The 21,743-nt window shown below is 69.0% G+C and carries 19 protein-coding genes and 1 pseudogene; 14 read left to right on the top strand and 6 right to left on the bottom strand.

All coding sequences use genetic code 11. The annotated features are described in order from the left end of the window. Nucleotides 1-76 precede the first annotated feature (76 nt). Complete coding sequence (locus ACX25U_RS24880; RefSeq protein WP_454383258.1) at nucleotides 77-1,522, top strand: MFS transporter; 1,446 nt, start codon at nucleotides 77-79, stop codon at nucleotides 1,520-1,522. Between the two features lie 281 nt (nucleotides 1,523-1,803). Next, entirely contained in the window at nucleotides 1,804-2,253 is a 450-nt protein-coding gene (locus ACX25U_RS24875; RefSeq protein ID WP_454383256.1) for a hypothetical protein, read from the top strand. Between the two features lie 131 nt (nucleotides 2,254-2,384). Here the strand turns inward: ACX25U_RS24875 and ACX25U_RS24870 are convergent, their stop codons facing one another. Beyond that, nucleotides 2,385-3,767 carry a glycine--tRNA ligase gene (locus ACX25U_RS24870; RefSeq protein WP_454383254.1) on the bottom strand — a complete coding sequence of 461 codons (1,383 nt, stop codon included), beginning with the start codon at nucleotides 3,765-3,767 and terminating at the stop codon, nucleotides 2,385-2,387. Nucleotides 3,768-3,952: 185 nt separating this feature from the next. On the opposite strand from ACX25U_RS24870, the gene ACX25U_RS24865 reads away from it, so the two are divergent. From ACX25U_RS24865 to ACX25U_RS24850, 4 genes are all read left to right on the top strand, one after another. Next, entirely contained in the window at nucleotides 3,953-4,915 is a 963-nt protein-coding gene (locus ACX25U_RS24865; RefSeq protein WP_454383252.1) for a metal ABC transporter substrate-binding protein, read from the top strand. 65 nt (nucleotides 4,916-4,980) lie between these two features. After that, complete coding sequence (locus tag ACX25U_RS24860; RefSeq protein ID WP_454383250.1) at nucleotides 4,981-5,784, top strand: metal ABC transporter ATP-binding protein; 804 nt, start codon at nucleotides 4,981-4,983, stop codon at nucleotides 5,782-5,784. After that, nucleotides 5,784-6,686: a metal ABC transporter permease gene (locus tag ACX25U_RS24855; RefSeq protein WP_454383248.1), complete on the top strand. Its 903-nt coding sequence runs from the start codon at nucleotides 5,784-5,786 to the stop codon at nucleotides 6,684-6,686. The genes ACX25U_RS24860 and ACX25U_RS24855 overlap by 1 nt, the downstream gene beginning before the upstream one ends. Nucleotides 6,687-6,744: 58 nt before the next feature. Further along, nucleotides 6,745-7,164 carry a Fur family transcriptional regulator gene (locus tag ACX25U_RS24850; RefSeq protein ID WP_454383247.1) on the top strand — a complete coding sequence of 140 codons (420 nt, stop codon included), beginning with the start codon at nucleotides 6,745-6,747 and terminating at the stop codon, nucleotides 7,162-7,164. Between the two features lie 448 nt (nucleotides 7,165-7,612). Here ACX25U_RS24850 and ACX25U_RS24845 read toward each other — a convergent pair whose 3' ends face one another. Both ACX25U_RS24845 and recO read right to left on the bottom strand, forming a co-directional pair. Further along, nucleotides 7,613-8,452: an isoprenyl transferase gene (locus ACX25U_RS24845; protein WP_454383246.1), complete on the bottom strand. Its 840-nt coding sequence runs from the start codon at nucleotides 8,450-8,452 to the stop codon at nucleotides 7,613-7,615. Nucleotides 8,453-8,497: 45 nt separating this feature from the next. Beyond that, the gene (gene recO / locus ACX25U_RS24840; protein WP_454383245.1) at nucleotides 8,498-9,244 is read right to left on the bottom strand and encodes a DNA repair protein RecO; all 747 of its coding nucleotides are present in this window, start codon (nucleotides 9,242-9,244) and stop codon (nucleotides 8,498-8,500) included. Nucleotides 9,245-9,528: 284 nt separating this feature from the next. On the opposite strand from recO, the gene ACX25U_RS24835 reads away from it, so the two are divergent. From ACX25U_RS24835 to ACX25U_RS24815, 5 genes are all read left to right on the top strand, one after another. Next, complete coding sequence (locus tag ACX25U_RS24835; protein ID WP_454383244.1) at nucleotides 9,529-9,972, top strand: GNAT family N-acetyltransferase; 444 nt, start codon at nucleotides 9,529-9,531, stop codon at nucleotides 9,970-9,972. A 128-nt stretch (nucleotides 9,973-10,100) separates the two neighbouring features. Further along, a complete protein-coding gene (locus tag ACX25U_RS24830; protein ID WP_454383243.1) occupies nucleotides 10,101-14,051 on the top strand; it encodes a P-loop NTPase fold protein in 3,951 nt (1,316 codons plus the stop codon). After that, nucleotides 14,048-15,013, top strand: a complete 966-nt coding sequence (locus ACX25U_RS24825) for a hypothetical protein (RefSeq protein ID WP_454383242.1) — start codon at nucleotides 14,048-14,050, stop codon at nucleotides 15,011-15,013. The genes ACX25U_RS24830 and ACX25U_RS24825 overlap by 4 nt, the downstream gene beginning before the upstream one ends. Continuing rightward, entirely contained in the window at nucleotides 15,010-16,176 is a 1,167-nt protein-coding gene (locus ACX25U_RS24820) for a pyridoxal phosphate-dependent aminotransferase (protein WP_454383241.1), read from the top strand. The genes ACX25U_RS24825 and ACX25U_RS24820 overlap by 4 nt, the downstream gene beginning before the upstream one ends. Nucleotides 16,177-16,224: 48 nt before the next feature. Further along, a complete protein-coding gene (locus ACX25U_RS24815; RefSeq protein WP_454383240.1) occupies nucleotides 16,225-16,728 on the top strand; it encodes an NAD(P)-dependent oxidoreductase in 504 nt (167 codons plus the stop codon). A 21-nt stretch (nucleotides 16,729-16,749) separates the two neighbouring features. Here the strand turns inward: ACX25U_RS24815 and ACX25U_RS24810 are convergent, their stop codons facing one another. Continuing rightward, nucleotides 16,750-18,093, bottom strand: coding sequence for an IS701 family transposase (locus ACX25U_RS24810; protein ID WP_454383239.1), 1,344 nt, complete (start codon nucleotides 18,091-18,093; stop codon nucleotides 16,750-16,752). A gap of 97 nt (nucleotides 18,094-18,190) precedes the next feature. On the opposite strand from ACX25U_RS24810, the gene ACX25U_RS24805 reads away from it, so the two are divergent. Together ACX25U_RS24805 and ACX25U_RS24800 are read left to right on the top strand one after the other, a co-directional pair. Continuing rightward, entirely contained in the window at nucleotides 18,191-18,679 is a 489-nt protein-coding gene (locus ACX25U_RS24805) for an NAD(P)-dependent oxidoreductase (RefSeq protein WP_454383238.1), read from the top strand. 293 nt (nucleotides 18,680-18,972) lie between these two features. Next, nucleotides 18,973-19,167: pseudogene (locus tag ACX25U_RS24800) on the top strand (DUF397 domain-containing protein); the annotation flags it as partial. Here the strand turns inward: ACX25U_RS24800 and ACX25U_RS24795 are convergent. Beyond that, nucleotides 19,104-19,550, bottom strand: a complete 447-nt coding sequence (locus tag ACX25U_RS24795) for a protein-tyrosine phosphatase family protein (RefSeq protein ID WP_454383237.1) — start codon at nucleotides 19,548-19,550, stop codon at nucleotides 19,104-19,106. The pseudogene ACX25U_RS24800 and the gene ACX25U_RS24795 overlap by 64 nt on opposite strands. 221 nt (nucleotides 19,551-19,771) lie before the next feature. On the opposite strand from ACX25U_RS24795, the gene ACX25U_RS24790 reads away from it, so the two are divergent. Further along, a complete protein-coding gene (locus ACX25U_RS24790) occupies nucleotides 19,772-20,932 on the top strand; it encodes an ISL3 family transposase (RefSeq protein ID WP_454383236.1) in 1,161 nt (386 codons plus the stop codon). Here ACX25U_RS24790 and ACX25U_RS24785 read toward each other — a convergent pair. Then, nucleotides 20,832-21,740 carry an SCO2523 family variant P-loop protein gene (locus ACX25U_RS24785; protein WP_454383235.1) on the bottom strand — a complete coding sequence of 303 codons (909 nt, stop codon included), beginning with the start codon at nucleotides 21,738-21,740 and terminating at the stop codon, nucleotides 20,832-20,834. The two genes, ACX25U_RS24790 and ACX25U_RS24785, sit on opposite strands and share 101 nt — an antisense overlap. Between the last annotated feature and the right edge of the window lie 3 nt (nucleotides 21,741-21,743).

Below are 21,743 nucleotides of genomic sequence, written 5' to 3'. Positions count from 1 at the left end.
GGCTGCCGAGTACCGGCAATGATCCTGCATAAGCCATTAGTTAACCGCACTATTGAAATCCGCTACGCTGGAACCCATGCCCGAGCTCAGCCACCGGCGGCGGCTGCTGGTGCTGGCGATCTGCTGCATGAGCCTGCTGATCGTCAGCATCGACAACACCGTTCTCAATGTCGCCCTGCCCTCGCTGCAGCGCGAACTGCACGCGAGCACGTCCGGTCTGCAGTGGACGATCGACGCCTACACGCTGGTGCTCGCCTCGCTGCTGATGCTCGCGGGCTCCACGGCCGACCGGATCGGGCGCAAGCGCGTCTTCATGACGGGCCTGGTCGTCTTCGGCATCGGCTCGCTGCTGTGCTCCCTCGCGCCCGACCTCGAACTGCTGGTCGTCTTCCGCATGGTGCAGGCGGTCGGCGGCTCGATGCTCAACCCGGTCGCCATGTCGATCATCACCAACACCTTCACCGACCCGCGCGAGCGCGCCCGCGCGATCGGCGTGTGGGGCGCGGTGGTCGGCATATCCATGGCCGCGGGCCCCCTAGTCGGCGGACTGCTGGTGGAGTCGGTCGGCTGGCGCTCGATCTTCTGGGTCAACCTGCCGGTGGCCCTGGCCGCACTCCTGCTCACCCTGCGCTTCGTCCCCGAGTCCCGCGCACCGAGGCCCCGTCGGCCCGACCCGGTCGGCCAGGTCCTGGTCATCGCCCTGTTCGGTGCCCTGACGTACGCGATCATCGAGGCCCCGGCCTCCGGCCTCGCCGGGATCCTGCCCTTCGCCGTCGTAGCGGCGGCCGCCCTGCTCGGCCTGCTGTGGTACGAGCCGCGCCGCGCCGAACCCCTCATCGACCTGCGCTTCTTCCACTCGGCGCCGTTCAGCGGGGCCACCGTCGTGGCGATCAGCGCGTTCGCGGCGCTCGGCGGCTTCCTGTTCCTGTCCACGCTGTACCTGCAGAACGTGCGCGGTCTGGACGCCCTGCACGCCGGCCTGTGGATGCTGCCGATGGCGGCGCCGACCTTCCTGTGCGCACCGCTGTCCGGGCGGCTGGTCGGCAGCCGGGGGCCACGCCTGCCGCTGCTGATCGCCGGTACCGCGATGACCGTGAGCGCGGTGCTGTTCGCGGTCTTCGAGGCCGAGACCTCCGACCTCATGCTCGTCATCGGATACGTCCTGTTCGGCATCGGCTTCGGCTTCGTCAACGCGCCCATCACCAACACCGCCGTCTCCGGCATGCCGCGCGCCCAGGCCGGCGTCGCCGCCGCCGTCGCCTCCACCAGCCGGCAGCTCGGGCAGGCCCTCGGCGTCGCCGTGGTCGGCGCGCTGCTGGCCTCCGGGGTGGGCTCGGCGTCGTACGGGGACGCCTTCGTCTCCGCCGCCCGGCCCGGGTGGTGGGTCCTGGTGGCGTGCGGGGCGGCCGTGCTGGTCCTGGGCGCGCTCACCAGCGGCCGCTGGGCCGGTCGGACCGCCGAGCGCACGGCCGAGCGGCTGCGGGAGAACGAGGTACGGCAGGCGGCGGGCATCGGCGCCTGAGCCGCCGCCGAGACCCGGGGCGCGCGGCTTTTGACGGGTGACCGCCCGGTGCGAGCCGGGTCCGCCACGGCCGCCAGGTAAGAAAAAGGTAAGCGAGAGCACCCCTGCTGAGCTGCGGCTTTTCGTCAAAGGAGTGCCCTTTTGTACGCTCCGTGAGCCCTTTCGAGTCGCCGCGCGGGCCATCTGGGGGAAATCTGGAGGGGCGCGATGGCCCAGTGGGGCGAGTGAGCTCAGTGGGACACGCGTGACGCAAGGGGGAAATCCATCAACGGGAGACCACCATGCACCTCACACTCCGCAGCCGCTGTGTCCGTGGGGCCGCCGCGGGCGCCCTGTCCGCCGCGCTGCTGTCGGCCGGATCGGCCGGAGCCGTCGCCGCGACCGACCCGAGCCCGATGCCGACCCGCACCCACACGAGCCCGATGCCGACCCGCACCCACAGCCCCATGCCCACCAGGGCAGCCGCGGCGATCACGGCCAGGGCCAGCCACAGCACGATCAGGTCCGGCCAGAGCGTGACACTCAGCGGGCGCGTCACCCACGTACCGGTCGGCACCAGGCTGACCGTCCAGCACCTGGTCAACGGCAAGTGGACGGCCCTTCACACGACCACGGTCAAGAGGGGCGACACCTTCTCCGAGCCCGTGAGGCTCACCGGCAAGGGCACGCAGCACCTGCGGGTGACGCACGACGGGACGCACTCCAAGACGGTCACCGTGAGGGTGTCCTGACCAGGGGGATGACACGGTGCTGACGGGCTCGTAGCCCGCACCGCACCGGTCCCTCCTCGAACGCGTACGGCCGCCGGATCGCTCGGCGGCCGTACGTCGTCGTCGTGACTACTGGAGCGTGACTACTGCAGTCAGCAGCCCACCAGGCGGCCGGCCAGGTAGCCCTCGATCTGGTCCAGCGACACCCGCTCCTGCTTCATGGAGTCGCGCTCGCGGACCGTGACCGCGTTGTCGTCCAGGGTGTCGAAGTCGACCGTCACGCAGTACGGCGTGCCGATCTCGTCCTGGCGGCGGTAGCGGCGGCCGATCGCGCCGGCGTCGTCGAACTCGATGTTCCAGTGCCGGCGCAGGGTCTGGGCGAGGCCCTTGGCCTTCGGGGACAGTTCCGGGTTGCGGGAGAGCGGCAGCACCGCGGCCTTCACCGGGGCCAGGCGGTGGTCCAGGCGCAGCACCGTGCGCTTCTCCATCTTGCCCTTGGCGTTGGGCGCCTCGTCCTCGACGTAGGCGTCGAGCAGGAAGGCGAGCATCGCCCGGCCGACACCGGCCGCGGGCTCGATGACGTACGGCGTCCAGCGCTCGCCCGCCTCCTGGTCGAAGTAGGACAGGTCCTGGCCGGAGGCCTTGGAGTGGGCGCCCAGGTCGAAGTCGGTGCGGTTGGCGACACCCTCGAGCTCGCCCCACTCGCTGCCGCCGAAGTGGAAGCGGTACTCGATGTCGGCGGTGCGCTTGGAGTAGTGGGAGAGCTTCTCCTTCGGGTGGTCGTACCAGCGCATGTTCTCCTCACGGAGACCCAGGCCGGTGTACCAGTTCCAGCGCTGCTCCATCCAGTACTCGTGCCACTTCTCGTCCTCGCCCGGCTTGACGAAGAACTCCATCTCCATCTGCTCGAACTCGCGGGTGCGGAAGATGAAGTTGCCCGGCGTGATCTCGTTGCGGAACGACTTGCCCATCTGGGCGATGCCGAACGGCGGCTTGCGGCGCGAGGTCGTCTGCACCTGGGCGAAGTTGGTGAAGATGCCCTGGGCGGTCTCGGGGCGCAGGTAGGCGACGGAGCCGGAGTCCTGGGTCGGGCCGAGGTGGGTGGAGAGCAGGCCCGAGAACTGCTTCGGCTCGGTGAACTGGCCCTTGTTGCCGCAGTTGGGGCAGTTGACGTCCGCGAGACCGTTCTCCGGGGCGCGGCCCTTCTTCTCCTCGTACGCCTCCTCCAGGTGGTCGGCGCGGAACCGCTTGTGGCAGGCGGTGCACTCCGTCAGCGGGTCCGTGAAGGTGGCGACGTGACCGGAGGCGACCCAGACCTCGGGGGCCAGGATCACGGACGAGTCGATGCCGACCACGTCCTCGCGGGACGTCACCATGTAGCGCCACCACTGGCGCTTGAGGTTCTCCTTGAGCTCGACACCCAGGGGCCCGTAGTCCCAGGCGGCACGCTGTCCGCCGTAGATCTCACTGCAGGGGAATACGAAGCCACGGCGCTTGCTCAGGCTGACGATGGTGTCGATCTTGTCGGCGGCCACGGTGCTCTCTTCATTACGACGACGGGCGACGAAGCGAGACGCTTCACGAGCGGAATGCTTCAGGGTACCGGCGGGGGCTCCCCCTCAACCAAATCGGTACCGGGTAAGGGCCCTTTTGGGCCTCGCGCGGCTCTCCCGCGGGAGCTTGTTGACAACGGTTTCCATGTCAGTTGAAAATGACTGTCATGAACGTACGACGACGCCTCATATCGGTGACCGCGGCCGCGGCGGCCACCGCCCTCGGCCTCGGAGCCCTCTCCGCCTGTTCCTCCTCCACTGCGGCCGGCAACAGCAGCGGCAAGTACGACGTCGTCGCGTCGTTCTACCCGATGGCCTTCCTCGCCGAGCGGATCGGCGGGAGCCACGTCCACGTCACCAGTCTGACCCAGCCGGGCCAGGAACCGCACGACCTGGAGATCAGCGCCAAGCAGACCGCGCAACTGCAGGAGTCCGACGCGGTGCTCTACCTCAAGGGCCTGCAGCCCTCCGTCGACGAGGCCGTCGCCCAGTCCGGGATCAGGACGAAGATCGACGCCGCCTCCCTGACCACCCTGGAGGAGCACGGCGACGAGCACGGCGAGCACGCCGACGCCCACGACACTCACGACCATGGCGGGGAGCTCGGCGGCAAGGACCCGCACGTCTGGCTCGACCCGGTGCGCTACGCGCAGATCGCCGAGGGCGTCGGCAAGGCCTTCGAGAAGGGCGACCCGGCCCACGCGACCGACTACCGCAAGAACACCGAAGCCCTGGTCAAGGAACTCGACGAGCTCAACACCCGGTACGAGACCGGGCTGAGGAACACCAGGAACAAGGTCTTCATCACCACGCACGCCGCCTTCGGCTACCTCGCCGAGCGCTACGGCCTGACCGAGGAGGCCATCAACGGCCTCGACCCGGAGTCCGAGCCCAGCGCGGCCCGGGTGCGGGACCTGGAGAGGACGGCGAAGGCCGACGGGGTGACGACCGTCTTCTACGAAACGCTCGTCAGCGACAGGACCGCGAAGACCCTCGCCAAGGACGCAAACCTGAAGACGGACGTCCTCGACCCGATCGAGGGCATCACCGACAAGTCCCACGGCACCGACTACTTCCAGGTCATGGAGGCCAACCTCGAAGCGCTGCAGAAGGCGCTGGGCGCCGAGTGAGCGGCAGGGGCGAACGGGAGGACAGGGAAGACAGGGAAGACAGGGAAGACAGGGAAGACGACACCATGGGCGAGCCCGTCATAGCCATGCGCGAAGTGACCGCCGAGCTCGGCTCGCGCCCCGTCCTGCGCGGCATCGACCTCACCGTGCGGTGCGGCGAGGTCGTCACGCTGCTCGGCGCGAACGGCTCCGGAAAGTCGACGGCCGTACGCAGCGTCATCGGCCAGGTACCGGTGAGCGCCGGCGGGATCGAGCTGTTCGGCACCCCGCTGCGCCGCTTCCGCGACTGGTCGCGGGTCGGCTACGTCCCCCAGCGCACGACCGCCGCGGGCGGCGTCCCGGCGACCGTGACGGAGATCGTCTCCTCGGGCCGGCTGTCGCGTACCCGCTTCGGCGTCTTCCGCAAGGCCGACCGCACCGCCGTGCACCGCGCCCTGGAGCTGGTCGGCATGGCGGACCGCGCGAAGGACTCCGTCGACGCCCTCTCCGGCGGCCAGCACCAGCGCGTGCTGATCGCCCGCGCGCTGGCCGCCGAACCCGAGCTGCTGATCATGGACGAGCCGATGGCGGGCGTCGACCTGGCCAGCCAGGAGATCCTGGCGCACACGCTTCAGGAGCAGGTCGCGGCCGGTACGACGGTGCTGCTCGTGCTGCACGAACTGGGCCCTCTGGAGCCCCTGATCGACCGGGCGGTGGTGCTGCGCGACGGCTGCGTCCTGCACGACGGGCCGCCTCCCAAGGCGGTGGCCAGCACTCCCCCAAGCTCTCAACTACGTTCGAGCAGGGGGTACCCCCAGCCCGGCCACGACCACGTACATCCGCACGACGCCTCGGGCGCCGGTCCGATCCGCACGGGACTGCTGAGCTGATGGAACTCCTGAACTACGCCTTCATGCAGCGGGCCCTGCTCGCCGCCGTCCTGGTCGGCATCACCGCCCCCGCCATCGGCATCTACCTCGTCCAGCGCCGCCAGGCCCTGATGGGCGACGGCATCGGCCACGTGGCCATGACCGGCGTCGGCCTCGGCTTCCTGCTGTCCACCTCCCCGGTGTGGATGGCGACGGCCGTGTCGATCCTCGGCGCGGTGCTCATGGAGCTGATCCGCTGGTACGGCCGCACCCGCGGCGACATCGCCCTGGCGATGCTCTTCTACGGCGGCATGGCGGGCGGCGTGATGTTCATCAACCTCGCCCCCGGCGGCTCCAACGCCAACCTGACGTCGTATCTGTTCGGTTCGCTGTCGACGGTCTCGCAGTCGGACGTCACCGCGATCTGCCTGCTGGCCGCCTTCGTCGTCCTGGTCACCCTGGGCCTGCGCCGCCAGTTGTTCGCGGTCAGCCAGGACGAGGAGTTCGCGCGGGTGACCGGGCTGCCGGTGCGCGCCCTGAACCTGCTGACGGCGGTCACGGCGGCGGTGACGGTGACCGTCGCGATGCGCGTGGTCGGGCTGCTGCTGGTCTCGGCGCTGATGGTGGTCCCCGTGGCCGCCGCCCAGCAGCTCAGCCGCAGCTTCGCCGCGACCTTCGCGATCGCCGTCGCCATCGGGGTGAGCGTCACGATCGGCGGCACGATCACGTCGTACTACCAGGACGTGCCGCCCGGCGCGACGATCGTGCTGCTGACCATCGCCGCGTTCATCGCGCTCACCGCGCTGGCCACTCCCCTGGCCCGGCGGCGCGCGCGGGCGCTGGCCGCGGCGCGCCCGGCCGGGGACCCGGTGGAGTGCGTGATTCCGGCCGGCCGGGGGGCCGCCGACGGGGTCGGCGCCTGACCGCCCACGGCCGGGGCTGGCACAATGGCCGGCAGGCCCAGACGTAAGGAGGCAACCGGTGACCACCGCTGGACCGCCCGTGAGGGGGCGCGCCACTCGGCAGCGTGCCGCTGTCGCGGCGGCCCTCGACGAGGTCGACGAGTTCCGCAGCGCGCAGGAGCTCCACGACATGCTGAAGCACAGGGGTGACTCAGTGGGCCTGACGACGGTCTACCGCACCCTGCAGTCCCTCGCCGACGCGGGCGAGGTCGACGTACTGCGCACCTCCGACGGCGAGTCCGTCTACCGCCGCTGCTCGACCGGCGAACACCACCACCACCTGGTCTGCCGCGTCTGCGGCAAGGCGGTGGAGGTCGAGGGACCGGTGGTGGAGAAGTGGGCGGAGGCGATCGCCGCGGAACACGGCTACGTCAACGTCGCCCATACGGTGGAGATCTTCGGTACGTGCGCGGAGTGCGCGGCGGACTCCGGCGGTTGAGCCGGGCCGCGTACCGGTGGCCCGGGGTGACCGTCCCCAGGGGCTGCCGCCCCCAGATCCCGGTTTCCGAGCCCTGTGATCAGGGGGTACCCCGGACGGGCTGAACGCCCAGGCCCCGTTCGAAGAGCTCGGGGAGCTCGACCAGCGGGGTCCTGGGCGGAGCCGCGACAAGGACCCGGCGGGCCGCAGCCGCGAACGGGGCCGGACAGCGCGGCCTCCACCGGGGCCCACGGACCGCCCTCCGACGGCCGGAGGCCTCACCCCGGGATCCGGGAACACAACCCCCAGCGACCCAAAGGCCTCACCCCCGAGGGGGCAAGGGTTGCAGCCCCCGGGGGTTCAGGGGCGCAGCCCCTGGCGGGGCGAAGGGGCGGCGTCCCTGGGATGGGACGGGCAGGGGCGGCGGGAGGCGAGGAAGTCTCCAGGTCACCCCCGCCGGCAGCCGCCGTCAGCTCTCCTCGGTGCGGCCCTCCATGGCCAGCAGTTCCTCGTTGGGGATGGCGCCGCCGAAGCGGCGGTCCCGGGAGGCGAATTCGAGGCAGGCGCGCCACAGGTCGCGGCGGTCGAAGTCGGGCCACAGGACGTCCTGGAAGACCATCTCGGCGTAGGCGCTCTGCCAGAGCAGGTAGTTGGAGGTGCGCTGCTCGCCGCTCGGGCGCAGGAACAGGTCGACGTCCGGCATGTCCGGGTAGTAAAGGTACTTCTGGATGGTCTTCTCGGTGACCTTGGCCGGGTCGAGCCGGCCCGCCCTGACGTCCTCGGCCAGCGCCTTGGCGGCGTCGGCGAGTTCGGCCCGGCCGCCGTAGTTCATGCAGAAGTACAGGGTGAGCCGGCCGTTGTCCTTGGTCTGCTCCTGGGCGACCTGGAGCTCCTTGGCGACCGACTTCCACAGCCTGGGCATACGGCCCACCCACCGCACGCGGATGCCGAGTTCGTCGAGCTGGTCGCGGGTCTTGCGGATGAAGTCGCGGTTGAAGTTCATCAGGAAGCGGACCTCGTCGGGCGAGCGCTTCCAGTTCTCGGTGGAGAAGGCGTACAGGGAGACGTTGCCGACGCCGATCTCGAGGGCGCCCTGCAGGACGTCCAGCACCCGCTCGGCGCCGACCTTGTGCCCCTCGGTGCGGGGCAGGCCGCGCTCCTTGGCCCAGCGGCCGTTGCCGTCCATGACGATCGCCACGTGCTCGGGGACCAGCTCGCCCGGCAGCTTCGGCGGGCGCGCGCCGGACGGGTGCGGCTCAGGCGTCCGGTACTCACGGCGCTGACGCCCCAGGATCCCGCGTACGACCATGTGCTTCTCGTCTCCCTAGATTTTCGGGCGTACTACTTGGGCGGACTACTTTTCCACGTACCGAAGCGAGCGCAGCCCGCGCTCCAGGTGCCAGTGCAGATAGGCGGACACCAGCCCGTTTCCCTCCCTGACGTACCGCGGCTCGCACGCGTCCGCGGTCGCCCAGTCCCCGGTGAGCAGCGCGCCGAGCAGTTCCAGTGTCTGCGGCGAGGGTACGACGCTGCCCGGCACCCGGCAGTCGGCGCAGACGGAGCCGCCGGACGCCACGGAGAAGAAACGGTTCGGGCCGGGCATCCCGCACTTGGCGCAGTCGCCGAAGCTGGGCGCGTAGCCGTTGACGGCGAGCGAGCGCAGCAGGAAGGCGTCGAGCACGAGGTGCGGGGCGTGCTCGCCCCGGGCGAGGGTGCGCAGGGCGCCCACCAGCAGCAGGTACTGCTGGACGGCCGGCTCGCCCTCGTGGTCGGTGAACCGCTCGGCGGTCTCCAGCATGGCCGTCCCGGCGGTGTAGCGGGCGTAGTCGGTCACGATCCCGCCGCCGTAGGGGGCGATGGTCTCGCTCTGCGTGCACAGCGGCAGCCCCCGGCCCACCAGCTCGCTCCCCCGCGCGAAGAACTGCACGTCCACGTGCGAGAACGGCTCCAGCCGGGCCCCGAACTTCGACTTGGTCCGCCGCACCCCACGCGCCACGGCCCGCACCCGCCCGTGGCCGCGGGTGAGCAAGGTGATGATCCGGTCCGCCTCACCCAGCTTCTGGGTACGCAGCACAACGCCGTCGTCGCGGAACAGACTCATGAGCCCATTGTCCCCCACGGCAGACGACGCCCGGGCCCCGCCCGCCACTCTCCGGAACCGAGCTGATGCCACATGACCGGCGTACAACCGCGAGTCGGGTTCCGATCAACAACCACCACTTCTAAGCTTGGGCAATCCCAGACAAGTCCGGACCCTCTCCAGTAATCAGCGTTGCCTGAGGAATCGGACCCGCCCCCGGGAGTGGCATGAGCGCTCTTCCTGGATTTCGATCTTCCCCGCTCGCCGTATCGGCAGAGTCTCCGTCACTGATCGACTCTCGCCCCGTGCGCATCAGGACTGTCGTGGAGGCGGATCTTCCGCGACTGGCCGTTCTCGACCGGGAGTCCTTCCCGGGCAACCCGTATCCCTACCTCGTACTGCGCCAGCTCTTCGACGCGCAACAGGCCAACCTGCTTGTCGCCGAGAACGGTGCGGTCCTGTGCGGTTGCTTTCTGGCATCCTCGGGACCGCCGACCTCGCCCGGCTGGATCTTGAGTCTTTGCGTCGCCCGAGACTTCCGAGGGCAGGGCCTGGGCCGGGCCCTGCTGCTCGAGGGCCTTCGCCGCTTGCGCGCCCACGAGGCATGCGAGGCGCGCCTGACGGTCGCGCCCACCAATGTCCCGGCCATGGCTCTCTACAGGTCCCTCGGCTTCACCCGGCTCGGCAGTGTGCGCGAAAACTACTACGGGGAAGGAGAAGACCGCTTCGTCATGACTCTGCGCCTGTGACGTCCCGGCCCGACGAACCCACCCACCATGGCCGTCGCCGCTGAGCGCACACGGTTGTCCGTAGTCGCGCTCCGCCGGACCGAGCCCCGCAAAAGCACCAAAGCTCCGCGGCATGAACAACTTCACCGATGGGAAAGGAGGAGGCATCAGCGAACCGCCGGCGCCGTAGCGCCCGTGCCCAACCCGTTGACAGGCGCGGCACAGCGGGGGCGAAACACGTCAGAGGTCGGGGGGATCCCATGACGCAAAGCACGCTGGGAGGCTTACCTGGGCTGGCTCCCCAGCCGGGGGGCGCGGTGGCGCTGACCTCGTGGGTCAACGCCGACGGATCGACGCGCCTGGCATCCGCCGGGGACGACGGCAGCGTGCGAATCTGGGACGGCGAGACCGGTGCTTCCATCGGAGCGCCGCTGACAGGCCACGATGCCGGCCTCTGGGCGCTCACCTCCTGGTGCACGACGGGTGGAGCGGCCCGGGTCGTATCCGGCAGCGACGACGGGACCGTCCGCATCTGGGACCCGGTGTCGGGCACGGTGTTGGGCGCCCCCTTGGCAGGCCATGAGGCGGGCGTATGGGCGCTGACCTCATGGCTCAGCGTCGACGGATCGGCGCGCATCGCGTCCGCGGGCGAGGACAACACCGTCCGGATTTGGGACGCCGACACCGGCACCCCACTGAGCGCTCCACTGCGGGGCCACGAAGCCGGTATCTGGGCGCTCACCTCATGGCTCACCGCCGATGGATCGGCGCGCATCGCGTCCGCCGGGGACGACGGGACCGTACGGATCTGGGACAGCGCGACCGGTATGGCGGTCGGTCCGCCGCTCGCCGGTCACCAAGGGCGCGTTCTGGCCGTGACCAGTTGGCGGGACGGCGCCGGAGAGGTCAGGATCGCCTCGGGAGGTGCCGACGGACAGATCCACCTCTGGGACGCCGCGGGCCGCCCGTTGCTCACCGGTCCTTCGTCAGGCTCCTGGATCATGGGACTGAGTTCTTGGCGCGGCGCGGACGGAGCCATCCGGATCGCATCGGCCCACTACGACCGGACGGTACGCGTCTGGGACTCCGAGAGCGGCGAACCGGTCGGCACACCGCTGATCGGCCACCGAGCCGGCGTGATGGCCTTGACCAGTTGGAAGCGGCCCTCAGGCGCCCCACGCTTCGCCTCCGCCAGTGACGACGGAACCGTCCGGCTGTGGGATCCGGAGTCCGCGACGCCCGTGGGAGAACCCCTCAGCGGGCACACCGCCTCGATCCAGGCGCTCACCAGTTGGTTCGGGAACGACGGCGGAGCACGTATCGTCTCGGGCCACGCCGACGGCAGGCTGTACATCTGGGACGCCGACACCGGCACGCCCGGAAGGGAAGCGGTGGAGGCCCATACCGGATGGATCCGCGCGCTCGCCTACTGGATCACCGGAGAAGGACAAAGCCGCATCGCGTCCGCCAGTTACGACGGAACGGTCCGCTTCACGGATGCCGAAACAGGGGAGGCTGTGGGTACGCCACCCCCTGCACAGCCCGGCGGTGTCCTGTCGCTGGCCAGTTGGGCCACTGCCGCTGGGACCCAACTGGTCGCCGCCGGTGCCTACGACGGCACGATTCGTGTCTGGGACACCGAGACCGGTGAACAGAACGGACCGACGCTGGCCGGGCACACTGCCGAGGTACAGGCGCTGGCTCACTTCACAGGTCCCCAGGGACAGGACTGGCTCGGATCGGCGAGCGACGACGGGACCGTGCGTGTCTGGGACCTCGATACGGGAGCGCAGGTCGGCCCCGCCCTGACCGGGCATGTCGGAGGCGTTCTCGCCCTCACTGCCTGGACACGGGACAACGGCACCGCCGGACTGGCCTCAGCCGGTTACGACGGCACGGTACGCATCTGGGACGCATACGGGCAGACAGCCGTGGGCAGCCCACTGAACGGACATGCCGGGCGTATCCGGGCACTCACCTCGTGGACCCACCCGGACGGAAGGGTCCGTGTCGCGTCCGCAGGCTTCGACGCCGTCGTCCGGGTGTGGGATCCCACGACGGGCTCTCCGACGGGCCCGCCCCTGGTCGGCCACACCCTGATGATCTGGTCTCTCACCTGTTGGCAGGATCACGCCGGCACCTGTCGACTCGTCTCTGCGGGTTACGACGGCACGATCCGCATGTGGGACCCGGAACTCGGATTGGCCATCCGTACCATCGAAGCAGGGCCGGTCACCCTCTGGGGGCTGTCGGATGCGCCCGCTGAATCCGACCTTCTCGACCGCGACACGTTGGCCCAGGCGATCGCGGATCAGATCATCCACCCGGAAGGCACCGATCAGGACGACGAACCCGGACCGACCGTCGTCACCATCGAGGGCCCCTGGGGGTGCGGCAAGAGCACCCTGATGCGGCTGGTGCAGAACAAGCTTCAGACACACTCAGACCGAAACCGACCGTCCGGTACCAGCCGTCCCCGTCGGCTCACCGTTCGGCGGGCCGTCCGCCGCCTCGACGGAAGAGAGGCGCCGCACCGGACAAGCAGATCTGTCTCAGCGGCACGGCCCGCTCGGGTCGTGACCGCATGGTTCAACCCGTGGGCGCACCAGTCGGGGGAACAGCTGTGGGCAGGACTGACGGATGCCATCATCCAGGCCGCCACGGAAGTGCTGTGTCCCACGGAAGAAGCCCGGCATGAGTACTGGTTCGACCGCAACATCACCCGGATCGAGCGTTTCGCCCTGCGTCGTTCGGTCTGGCGCAGGTTGCTGTCACCGATCCTGGGCGTCGGCGCCGGCGCCATTGTCATCCAGCTGGCTGCGACCGTCGGTGAGCACACGACCAAGCTCGACATACTGGGTCTGCAACTGACGCCCGAGACAATGTTGCTCTGCCTGTCCGCGGCGCTGGTGGCCCTCGGAATCCTGCACACGGTGCTGCGTTACTGGTGGGGAAAGGCAACGGACTTTTTCCCGGTCGCACTCTTCACCGCGCCCCTTGCTGGTGCCGACTCAGGCTCGGACAGCAGCTCCGGCGGCAGCGAGACCGCGTACAGCTTCTACGACCCCCTCCTCCGGGCGCGGGCCGGCTCGCTGTACTTGCATCAGCATGACGTCGGGGACGTCCTCGCGGACCTGACGGCATCCGGTCACGAACTCGTCGTCTTCGTCGATGACCTCGACCGGTGCCGGGCGGCGACGACCGCCGAAGTGTTCGAGGCCATCAATCTGTTCCTCTCAGGATTCACTCACCGCGGAGACCTCAGAGCCCGGTTCGTCATCGGCCTCGACCCCGCGGTTGTGGCCGCCCATCTCGATCATGTGCACGCGGAGTTGATGACCAACGCCGCCACAATTCACGGCGACGACCCCACCCCGGGATGGGCCTTCCTTCGCAAGCTGGTCCAGCTTCCCGTAGTGGTCCCCCAGATAACCGAGCAGGGTATCGACCGCTTCGTCGATGTCGTGACCGCCGTCGCCCCTGCTACGCAGCCTCCGGACACCGGGCCGCCCAGGACCGCGACGACACCGAGAGTCCGGCCCGGCGCTGCCGGCGAGCCCACACCTGCTCCAGCGGCACTGCCCGCCCCACCGGCCCCAGCCGGCCCGGCCCTCAGGGGTGGAAGTTCGGCCCTTCAGCTGCCCGTGTCTCCTGTCGAGACCGTCCCTTGGCGGGCGATGCAGAGCCATCCCCAGATCCGCGACTTCATAGCCGCACGGCTGTCGTCCCGGACAGACCGGTCCATTCGGGAGGCGAAGCGGCAGCTCAACGTGTGGCAACTCTATGAGAGAGCCCTGGCGGTGACACACCCCCTGACCCGTCCGGCCGCCGCGATCGAGCGCAGTCGTCATTTGATCGTCCTCGCCGAGATCATCACCCGCTGGCCTGCACTGCAGGGCAGCCTCCATCGCCATGTAGCCGGTGATCGGGGCCTCGGCCTGCTGGCAGCCGCCGCGGACCATGATGCTCGGTGGACACGTGCGGTGGAGACGCTCGGCCTGACGGCCCCGGTACACGCCTTTGCGATCAGGGAGTTGAGGCAATTGCTGAAGGAGTGCGACGGCAGGGAAGTCGCATCGATCGCGAGGCTGGTCCTGTGACCGCGTACAAGTCGGGGCCGTCTCCTCGCACAAGACCCTATAACCGCCCGAGTACTTTGCAGGAATATCTGCCGGATCTGACCCGCCCCGTGGAGCGCTGGTACAACCGCCCCAACTCCGGGAACGTCACGACCGCGATGCTGACCATTCTCGACCTCAGCGGACAACACCCGACGGCAATCGTCGATCCGTTCTGCGGGGCCGGCTGCTCGGCTGTCGTCGCACGCCGACTGGGGGTGCCCTTCTTCGGTATCGAGCGAGACCCGGTCCTCGCCTGCGTCGCCGACGCCAAGGCAACGGCTCGCCTCGGCCTGCTTCACCGGATACGCCGTGATCCCGACATAGCCACCCCGCAGGGTCTGCTGACCTTCTGTCAAGGCCTGGCAATCAACCGGGAGAAGCCGACGGATGACATGCGTACCGCCGCTCTGGCCGCCCTGATGTGCCTGACCCGGGAAGAAGGAATGCCCATAAGTCTGGACGACATGGAGGCAGACCTCGCCGAAAGCCGCGCACAGGAGTCAGGCATCGTCGCCGAAGGGCGTGTCTTTTGCGGTGACTGCCGGGAGGAACCGGCTTGGGACGGGATCCCTTTCGACATGTGCGATGCCGTGGTCTTCACGTCACCACCCTTCTATCGCACGGGGATACCCCTGAACGTGCCCGAACCGTTGCGTGCGGCGGCCTCCATCCTGTTTCCCGACCGTACCCCGTCGCCGGCTCTACACGAAGGGCTTTGCTACTCGGACAACGTCGTCGGCATGCTTCACCGGCTCGCCCGCCGCCTGGAAAGCGGCTGGATCCTGCTCGAACACGAGCCGGGCGACGCCTCTCCCGAAGGACTGCCCGCCATAGCACACCGGATCAGCCATGAAACCGAATTCGACGTCCAAGAGATCCTGACCACGAAAGCGTTCTCCAAGGCGGGGGCGCTTTCAATAGTCGCCTGTGGAAGACAATGACAGATTCCCAGTTCAGAAATTCCACCGAGATCGAGAAGTTCGCACAGTCCACGCACATGATGGACTTCGCCGACGGGCATGCGCGGCACAGTCTGCACCCAGACACTCTCGCTCGCTTCGGCTCCATACTGAACGACGCCTTCAATCCCGACACTTCGAACTCCGGGTGCCATCAGGAGGCTGAGCAAGAGTTTCTGCACTGTCTCGGCCGGCGAACCGGAGAGATATACGCGCCGGAACGGACTCGCGTCCTTTATTCCGCGTCCGTGGCCATTGATATACTCGGCAAATTCTTCAGCGCCCGGGCAAGCAGGGTGGGCGTCATCACACCCACCTTCGACAATATCCCTGCTCTGCTGCGCATGTCCTGCCGAGACATCGTACCCATACCCGAAGAGCGACTGCTGCCACACGCCGATACCGATTACCTGGAACTCACAGGAATCGATACGCTCCTCGTCGTCACCCCCAACAACCCGACTGGTCATTTCCTGGATCGCGCCGAGTTGTGCCGCTTGCTCGAGTGGGCTGCTTCGCGGCGGGTGACTGTGGCCTTCGACATGTCCTTCCGCATGCTGGAACCGGCCACGTGTGTGGATGTCCTGGCGCTGGCGGACGCAGTCGGCGCGCCCGTGGCGACGGTTGATGACACTGGAAAAGTCATTCCACTGCTCGACACCAAGGTGAGCGTACTGTCTTTCACCTCGGATCTGGCTCCCCTCCTGACCGAGATAGTGAGTCAGTACCTGCTCAATGTATCGACCTTGGACGTGTTGTTCCTGACGGCCGCCCTCGATACGCGCAGCGCGGGGCGTGATGAAGTAGCCGCCGCGCGAGACCTGGCTCGCGCCAATCGGGACTACCTGCGTGCCCGACTCTCAGAGGTGCACCCGAAGAAGAATCCTTTCACCGGGAAAGGTTCGTCCACCGTCCCGAGTATCTCCATGAGCGTGGAGTGGCTGCACTTCGCCGAGCTCACCCTTCCCCTGCTAGCAGCCTGCCGCGCCAGAAACCTGGAATTACTTCCTGGAAACGCCTTCTTCTGGGAATCGCACAACACGGTCGCTGAATCGCACGACTGGACCAGGGTGGCCCTGCTCAGAGAGCAGCCGCTCTTCCGTAAGGGTTGCGACACACTGCTTCACGCACTCGCCGATCTCTGACTCGCACCGGAGAGGAATCAGCCCGTGCCCCATAGAGGAATCATCGCGGTGAGCGGTAGCAAACTGGTTCCGGAGGATGTACTGAGCTATATACGGTTCCGCGGCTACGAGACTCGCCATACACCACAGGATCACTTCACCTCGGCCGAGCTGGACAAATTACTCGACGGAGCACGCGGATATTTGATAGGCGGCTACGAGTCCGCATCCGCGAAAAATTTTGAACAGGCCACCGCTTTGGAGGCTGTCGCATTCGTCGGTACGGACTACAAAGCGTATGTCGAAGGGTGGAGCCGAGCACAGGAGCTGGGCGTAGCTCTGATCAGCAGTGCCGACGCCAACGCCGTCTCGGTGGCGGAGTTCACGGTTTCCTTGATCCTTGCGATGGCCCGTCCCCTGCTCTCCGGTATCACCAGGGTCGGCTCAGAAGGAGCCGGGCAGGAAACGCCCGGACTGGAGCTGGACGGCAAGTGTCTCGGCATCCTCGGCCTCGGCCGCATCGGCGGACGCGTTGCGCGAGTCGCGAAGCTGGGTCTGGCACGGCAGCTGTAAGTCTTGATCTTGGCCGTCGGGTCATGTGCTCGCCTCGGCGGTGACGTTGTTCCAGTGCCGGTGGCAGGTGGTGGCGCGGTGTTGGTGGCGGCGGCGCCAGGCGGACCAGTGCAGGACGTGGTCGAGGTCGCGGCGGGGCATCGGGATGACGGTGGCGCGGAGGACGGCCAGGAGTTCACGCGGGCTGGCCGGGACGAGGTCGATGCCTGCGGGGCCGGTGGCGCGGGCGCGGGTGACGGTCAGGACCGCGGCGGCCAGGAGGCTGATCAGGCTCCAGCGCATCCACGAGTTCCAGCAGGTCACCTGGCCCTGATCGAGGCCGGTGGTCCCCTTCGCGCCTTGGAAGTCCTCTTCGATCTTCCACCTGGTGCAGATGATGTGGACGAGGTCAGCGAGGCTGACGGGGGTGATGGAGTGGCAGCGGTAGAAGGAGAGTTCGCGGGTGTAGCGGTGGCGACGGACGACCAGGTGGGCGTGCCCGGCGGCGGCTGCCTCGTCGGCGGGGGTGTCGTCCTCGATCACGTCGATCACGGCCCAGTCGTAGTGCCGGTCGCCCTTCAGGCCGTGGCCGGTGCGCATCCGCATCCACGCCTTCTTCGGGACGCGACGGGCGAGTTCGGCGGCGCTCAGGCGGCCGGCCTGGGTGGTGGCGTGGTGGTCGGCCTTCACGGCCAGGGCGTAGTCGAATCCCAGGGAGCGGGCGGTGCGGCGCAGTTCGCGCCCGCCGTACACCTCGTCCCCGGCGAACCAGCGCGCCGAGATGCCCAGGGATCGGGCGCGGGCGAGCATGGCGGCGGCAAGCTGCGGCTTGGTGGCGAACTCCACCGCGTCGGGCACGTGCCGCAGCAGGCGGCGCTCCTCGTCCGCGGCCCAGCCGGCCGGCAGGTACAGCTCCCGGTCGATCAGCGCATGGCCGCGGGTGGAGGCGTAGGTCAGGTGGACGGCGACCTGGCACAGGCCGACCCCACCCAGAGCACCGGAGTACTGGTGGGCGGCACCGACGCAGTCCGTGGACGACTTCGCATCCCCGGTCTCGTCCACCACCAACACCGCTTCCTGGCCGACGAGTTCACCGGCCGCCCAGACCGCGAGCCGGTCCCGGGCCAGGTCGTGGTCCCACGCGCCGCGGGAGAGGAAGTGCTGCAGCCGGTGCGGCCCGCCATGCCCCAGAGCCTCGGCCAGCGACCAGCAGTTGCGCCGCTCCAGCTCCATCAGCATCGCCTGCACCGCCTCCCGGGCCAGCAGCCGCGAGTCCCGCCGCGGGAAGCAGTCCGCGACCTGCGCCATCACGTCCCCGAACGCGGCCGTCCACTCCTGCTGGGCTATCGTGGCCTCCACGGCCACCACATCTTGCGTTGTCCTCACAAACGACCATGATCGCGGTGGCCGTTCCCACGCCTGCACCACCCCTGACCTGCACAGGCACGCCAACGATCAAGACTTACAGCTGCCGTGTCTGGGAATGGACGTCATCTACTACAACAGGGAAAGAAACGTTACGGCAGAACTTCAACTGGGAGTGGAGCCCTGCACCAGGCAGGAGTTGTTCGAGCGAAGCCATGTCATCAGCCTGCACCGGCCTGGTCCGGCGCCCGGGCAGCCACCCGAGGTCGGGCGCGAGGAACTCGAAGTCGCACGCGAAGCCGTCATCCTGATCAACACCGCCCATCCCGATCTGGTGGATCCGAACGCATTGCTGTGGGCCGCGCACACAAAGTCCGTGCGGGGTGCCTTCGACGGTGTCTCCGCCGGGTCGGCTTGGCAGCATCTGCTGGCCCTCGGACCTGAGCGTTTCCTGGCCGTACCTGCCATGGGCTTCAACACGGCAGAGGCCAACCTGAGGGCCAGCAGGTGGGCTGCTGAGGCAGTGTGTGACGTCCTCGACGGTGATTCTCATCATCTGGTCTCCAACCCGGACTTCCGGTCGGTGCGGCGAACAGCCCGCCCGTAGTCGAACGCCCAGGGCCGATGCGCAGCCGCAGGGTTCTGGTGCGGGCACTGCCGTTTTCGGCCGACGCACCGTCACCCGTCTGCACAGAAAGGGCGCTGTCAGGCAATCGGCTGGACGGTCCGGCAACGGTGGAGCGGATACAGACGGGTTGCGACCCTCTCAGGATCGCGGCTCTGCCATCAGAGATGTTCCTGGCCATGACCGAAGCGGCGGTGGAGGACTACAGAGGATGCGCGGGTACGACCTGACCAACGTCTGCTGGTGCAAGCAGTACCTACAGCAACGTCGCGGTCGCCGACGGAACCACCGGCGTCGTGCTCGTCTGGGACAGCAAGGTGCCGGGTGGTGCCGTGCTGGTGATGGCGGGCTCGGCGTGGGTGGAGTTCGTCGGCGCCGTGAGGGGCGTCCCGCCTTCAGGGGCTCCTCAGTCCCCGAAGCGCAACACGTACCGCTTCTGCCACGGCGTCTCCACCGCATGCCGGTCGTAGTGCGCCCGGACGTAGGTGACCGCTTCCGCGGGCGGTACGCCGTCCAGCACGGCCAGGCAGGCCAGTGCCGTCCCCGTGCGGCCCCGGCCGCCGCCGCAGGCGACCTCCACACGGTCGGTAGCGGCGCGCTCCCAGACCTCGGCGAGCAGGGCGGAGGCGGCGGTGTGATCGGACGGCAGGCGGAAGTCGGGCCAGCGCAGCCAGCGGGATTCCCAGGGGACCTCGGGAGGCTGCCTGCCAAGGAGGTAGACGCCATACGTCGGGGCCGGCGCCGTCGGGTCGAGGGGGCGGCGCAGGCCTCTGCCCCTCACCAGCCGACCGGACGGGAGTCGGAGGACGCCCGGGGCGTGTTCGTCCCACCGGGGCGCGGACTGCTTACTCATGGGCGTGGCGGCCCCCTTCCGGCGTGTTCCGGTGCGGTGCGGCGCGGCGACCGCACAAGGCGGGTCTTCGAAGTTGAGCGGTGCGCCTCATCTCGGGCACTGACGTGGTGTCACGGTGTGTGACTGCCGTGGTGGTGATCGTCCCCTGGACGCAGAGTGCCCGTGGGCCTGCGTGATCATTTCTGTTCTCTACGCAGAACGATCATGCAGGAGCCACGAGCTTGGTCAACGATACGACGTTGCTCCTCGATCTGGACGGGGTGTCCGTGGTGCGGGTCGAGCGGCCGGCTGACGGAGGGCGCAGGGTCCACCTGGTCACGGCCGGCGAGACGGCCAGGGCCTGCCCGGCCTGCGGGGTGTTCGCCACCCGGGTGAAGGGCTCGGCGGTCACCCGGCCGCGAGATCTCCCATACGGCGAGAGCGGATGGGAGTTCCGCCGGCACAAGCGACGCTGGTACTGCCGCGAGGCCGGCTGTTCCCGCCGCTCCTTCACCGAGCAGATCCCGCAGATCCCGGCCGGTGCCAGGCCGGCCGCCCGGCTGCGGGGTGCGGCCGGACGCCGCATACGGGACGCCGGCTCCACGGTCATCCAGGCCGCCCGCGACCTGCATCTGTCCTGGCCGACCGTGATGGAAGCCTTCCGTGTCCAGGCCCGTGAGGTCACCGCCAAGCCGCTGCCCGAGGTGGAGGTGCTGGGCATCGACGAGACCCGGCGGGGCAAGACGAAGTGGGCACAAGACCCGGAGACGGGCAAGTGGCAGCTGGTGCGCGACCGGTGGCACACCGGGTTCGTCGACACGCTGGGCACCGGCGGGCTGCTCGGCCAGGTCGAGGGCCGCACCGTCGCCGACGTCCTGGCCTGGCTGTCCACCACCGGCCTGGAGTGGAGAAAGAACATCCGGTACGTCGCGATCGACATGTCCACCACCTACCGGGCCGCTGTGCGCACCGGGCCCCCGGGTGCCGTCGTGGTCGTGGACCACTTCCACGTCGTCCAGCTCGCCGACAAGATGCTCTCGCAGGTCAGGCGCCGCACCACCGCCGAACTGCGCGGGCGCCGCGGCCGTGCCACCGACCCGGAGTGGAGGGCCCGCAGGAAACTGCTGCGCAACCGGGAGGGCCTCACCGACGAGCAGTTCGCGACGATGTGGAACCCCCTGCTCGGCGAGGGGAAGACCGGACAGACGCTGCTGACCGCGCGGATCGCCAAGGAGTCCCTGCGCAACCTCCTCGCCCTGGCCCGCACCGGCGCCGACCGCCACCAACTCGACCACGCCCGCTTCAAGTTCCTGACCTGGTGCGCGGACGCCGGCATCCCCGAGGTCCGCCGCCTCGCCGCCACCGTCGACCACTGGTGGGACGAGATCGCCGCCTCTCGGTGATGAGCTGTTCGCGCCACTGCAGGACGGGTTCCAGGGGTACGACGCCGAGCACCACGCTGTCGCCTATGCGGTGTTCCGCGGCGAGTCGGCGCAGCGCCTCGTCGCAGGACTGCATCCAGGCGGCCTGGGCGGGTGTGCCCTGGGACCACAGCGGCGAGTCCGGGTCGGGCACGGCGGCCCGGACAAGGCGGAGGGTGCCTTGCAGCGCCTCTTCCTCGTGTCCGTGTTCGACGCCGCCCTTGATGATGCCGTGGTCCTTGTGGACGAGTCCGGCGGCGGCGATCAGGTGCTGCCGGGTCCAGCGGTGGAAGACCAGCCAACGGAACGGGACGTAGCGCATCCGGGGGTGGGCGGTCGCGGCGAGGGCCATGTCGACGGCGTAGCTGCGGCCGGCGCCGAGGTCGACGACGATCAGGTCGAACTCGCCGTTCAGCCGCAGCAGGAGGTCGACGCACCGTTCGAGGGAATCCTCGCCGGTGGCGAACTCGCCGCCGCCGACGTCGCCGGGGAACAGCACCAGACGGCCCGCCTGGTTGGGCCGGGCGCGCAGCCGGGGGTGCTCGGTCTGCCGCCAGACGTCGATCCTGGCCGGTTCGGTGACCGCGCCCTCGAGGTAGGGGTGCAGGCCGCGCTCCTCGGTACCGCGCATCGCGCCGGATACGTCGAAGACGGCGGCGGCGGTGGGCGAGCCGAAGTCGAAGTCCACGTACGCCACGTGGTCGCCGGTGAGGGCGCGCTGGTAGGCCAGGTTGGCGCTGGTCACCGAGCGGCCGGTGCCTCCTTTGTCGGAGGCGGCGAAGACGAGCACGGC

Source organism: Streptomyces sp. JNUCC 63, assembly GCF_054366325.1.
Note: the sequence above shows the minus strand (reverse complement) of the source record. Positions and strands in the feature narration are given on the sequence as shown.

Bases quoted from the DNA above. Each gene is read 5' to 3' on its own strand.
- ACX25U_RS24880 (WP_454383258.1), top strand. From the start codon at position 77: ATGCCCGAGCTCAGCCACCGGCGGCGGCTGCTGGTGCTGGCGATCTGC.
- ACX25U_RS24865 (WP_454383252.1), top strand. From the start codon at position 3,953: ATGAACGTACGACGACGCCTCATATCGGTGACCGCGGCCGCGGCGGCC.
- ACX25U_RS24845 (WP_454383246.1), bottom strand. From the start codon at position 8,452: ATGGTCGTACGCGGGATCCTGGGGCGTCAGCGCCGTGAGTACCGGACG.
- recO (WP_454383245.1), bottom strand. From the start codon at position 9,244: ATGAGTCTGTTCCGCGACGACGGCGTTGTGCTGCGTACCCAGAAGCTG.
- ACX25U_RS24860 (WP_454383250.1), top strand. From the start codon at position 4,981: ATGGGCGAGCCCGTCATAGCCATGCGCGAAGTGACCGCCGAGCTCGGC.
- ACX25U_RS24805 (WP_454383238.1), top strand. From the start codon at position 18,191: ATGGACGTCATCTACTACAACAGGGAAAGAAACGTTACGGCAGAACTT.
- ACX25U_RS24795 (WP_454383237.1), bottom strand. From the start codon at position 19,550: ATGAGTAAGCAGTCCGCGCCCCGGTGGGACGAACACGCCCCGGGCGTC.
- ACX25U_RS24820 (WP_454383241.1), top strand. From the start codon at position 15,010: ATGACAGATTCCCAGTTCAGAAATTCCACCGAGATCGAGAAGTTCGCA.
- ACX25U_RS24855 (WP_454383248.1), top strand. From the start codon at position 5,784: ATGGAACTCCTGAACTACGCCTTCATGCAGCGGGCCCTGCTCGCCGCC.
- ACX25U_RS24875 (WP_454383256.1), top strand. From the start codon at position 1,804: ATGCACCTCACACTCCGCAGCCGCTGTGTCCGTGGGGCCGCCGCGGGC.
- ACX25U_RS24830 (WP_454383243.1), top strand. From the start codon at position 10,101: ATGGGAAAGGAGGAGGCATCAGCGAACCGCCGGCGCCGTAGCGCCCGT.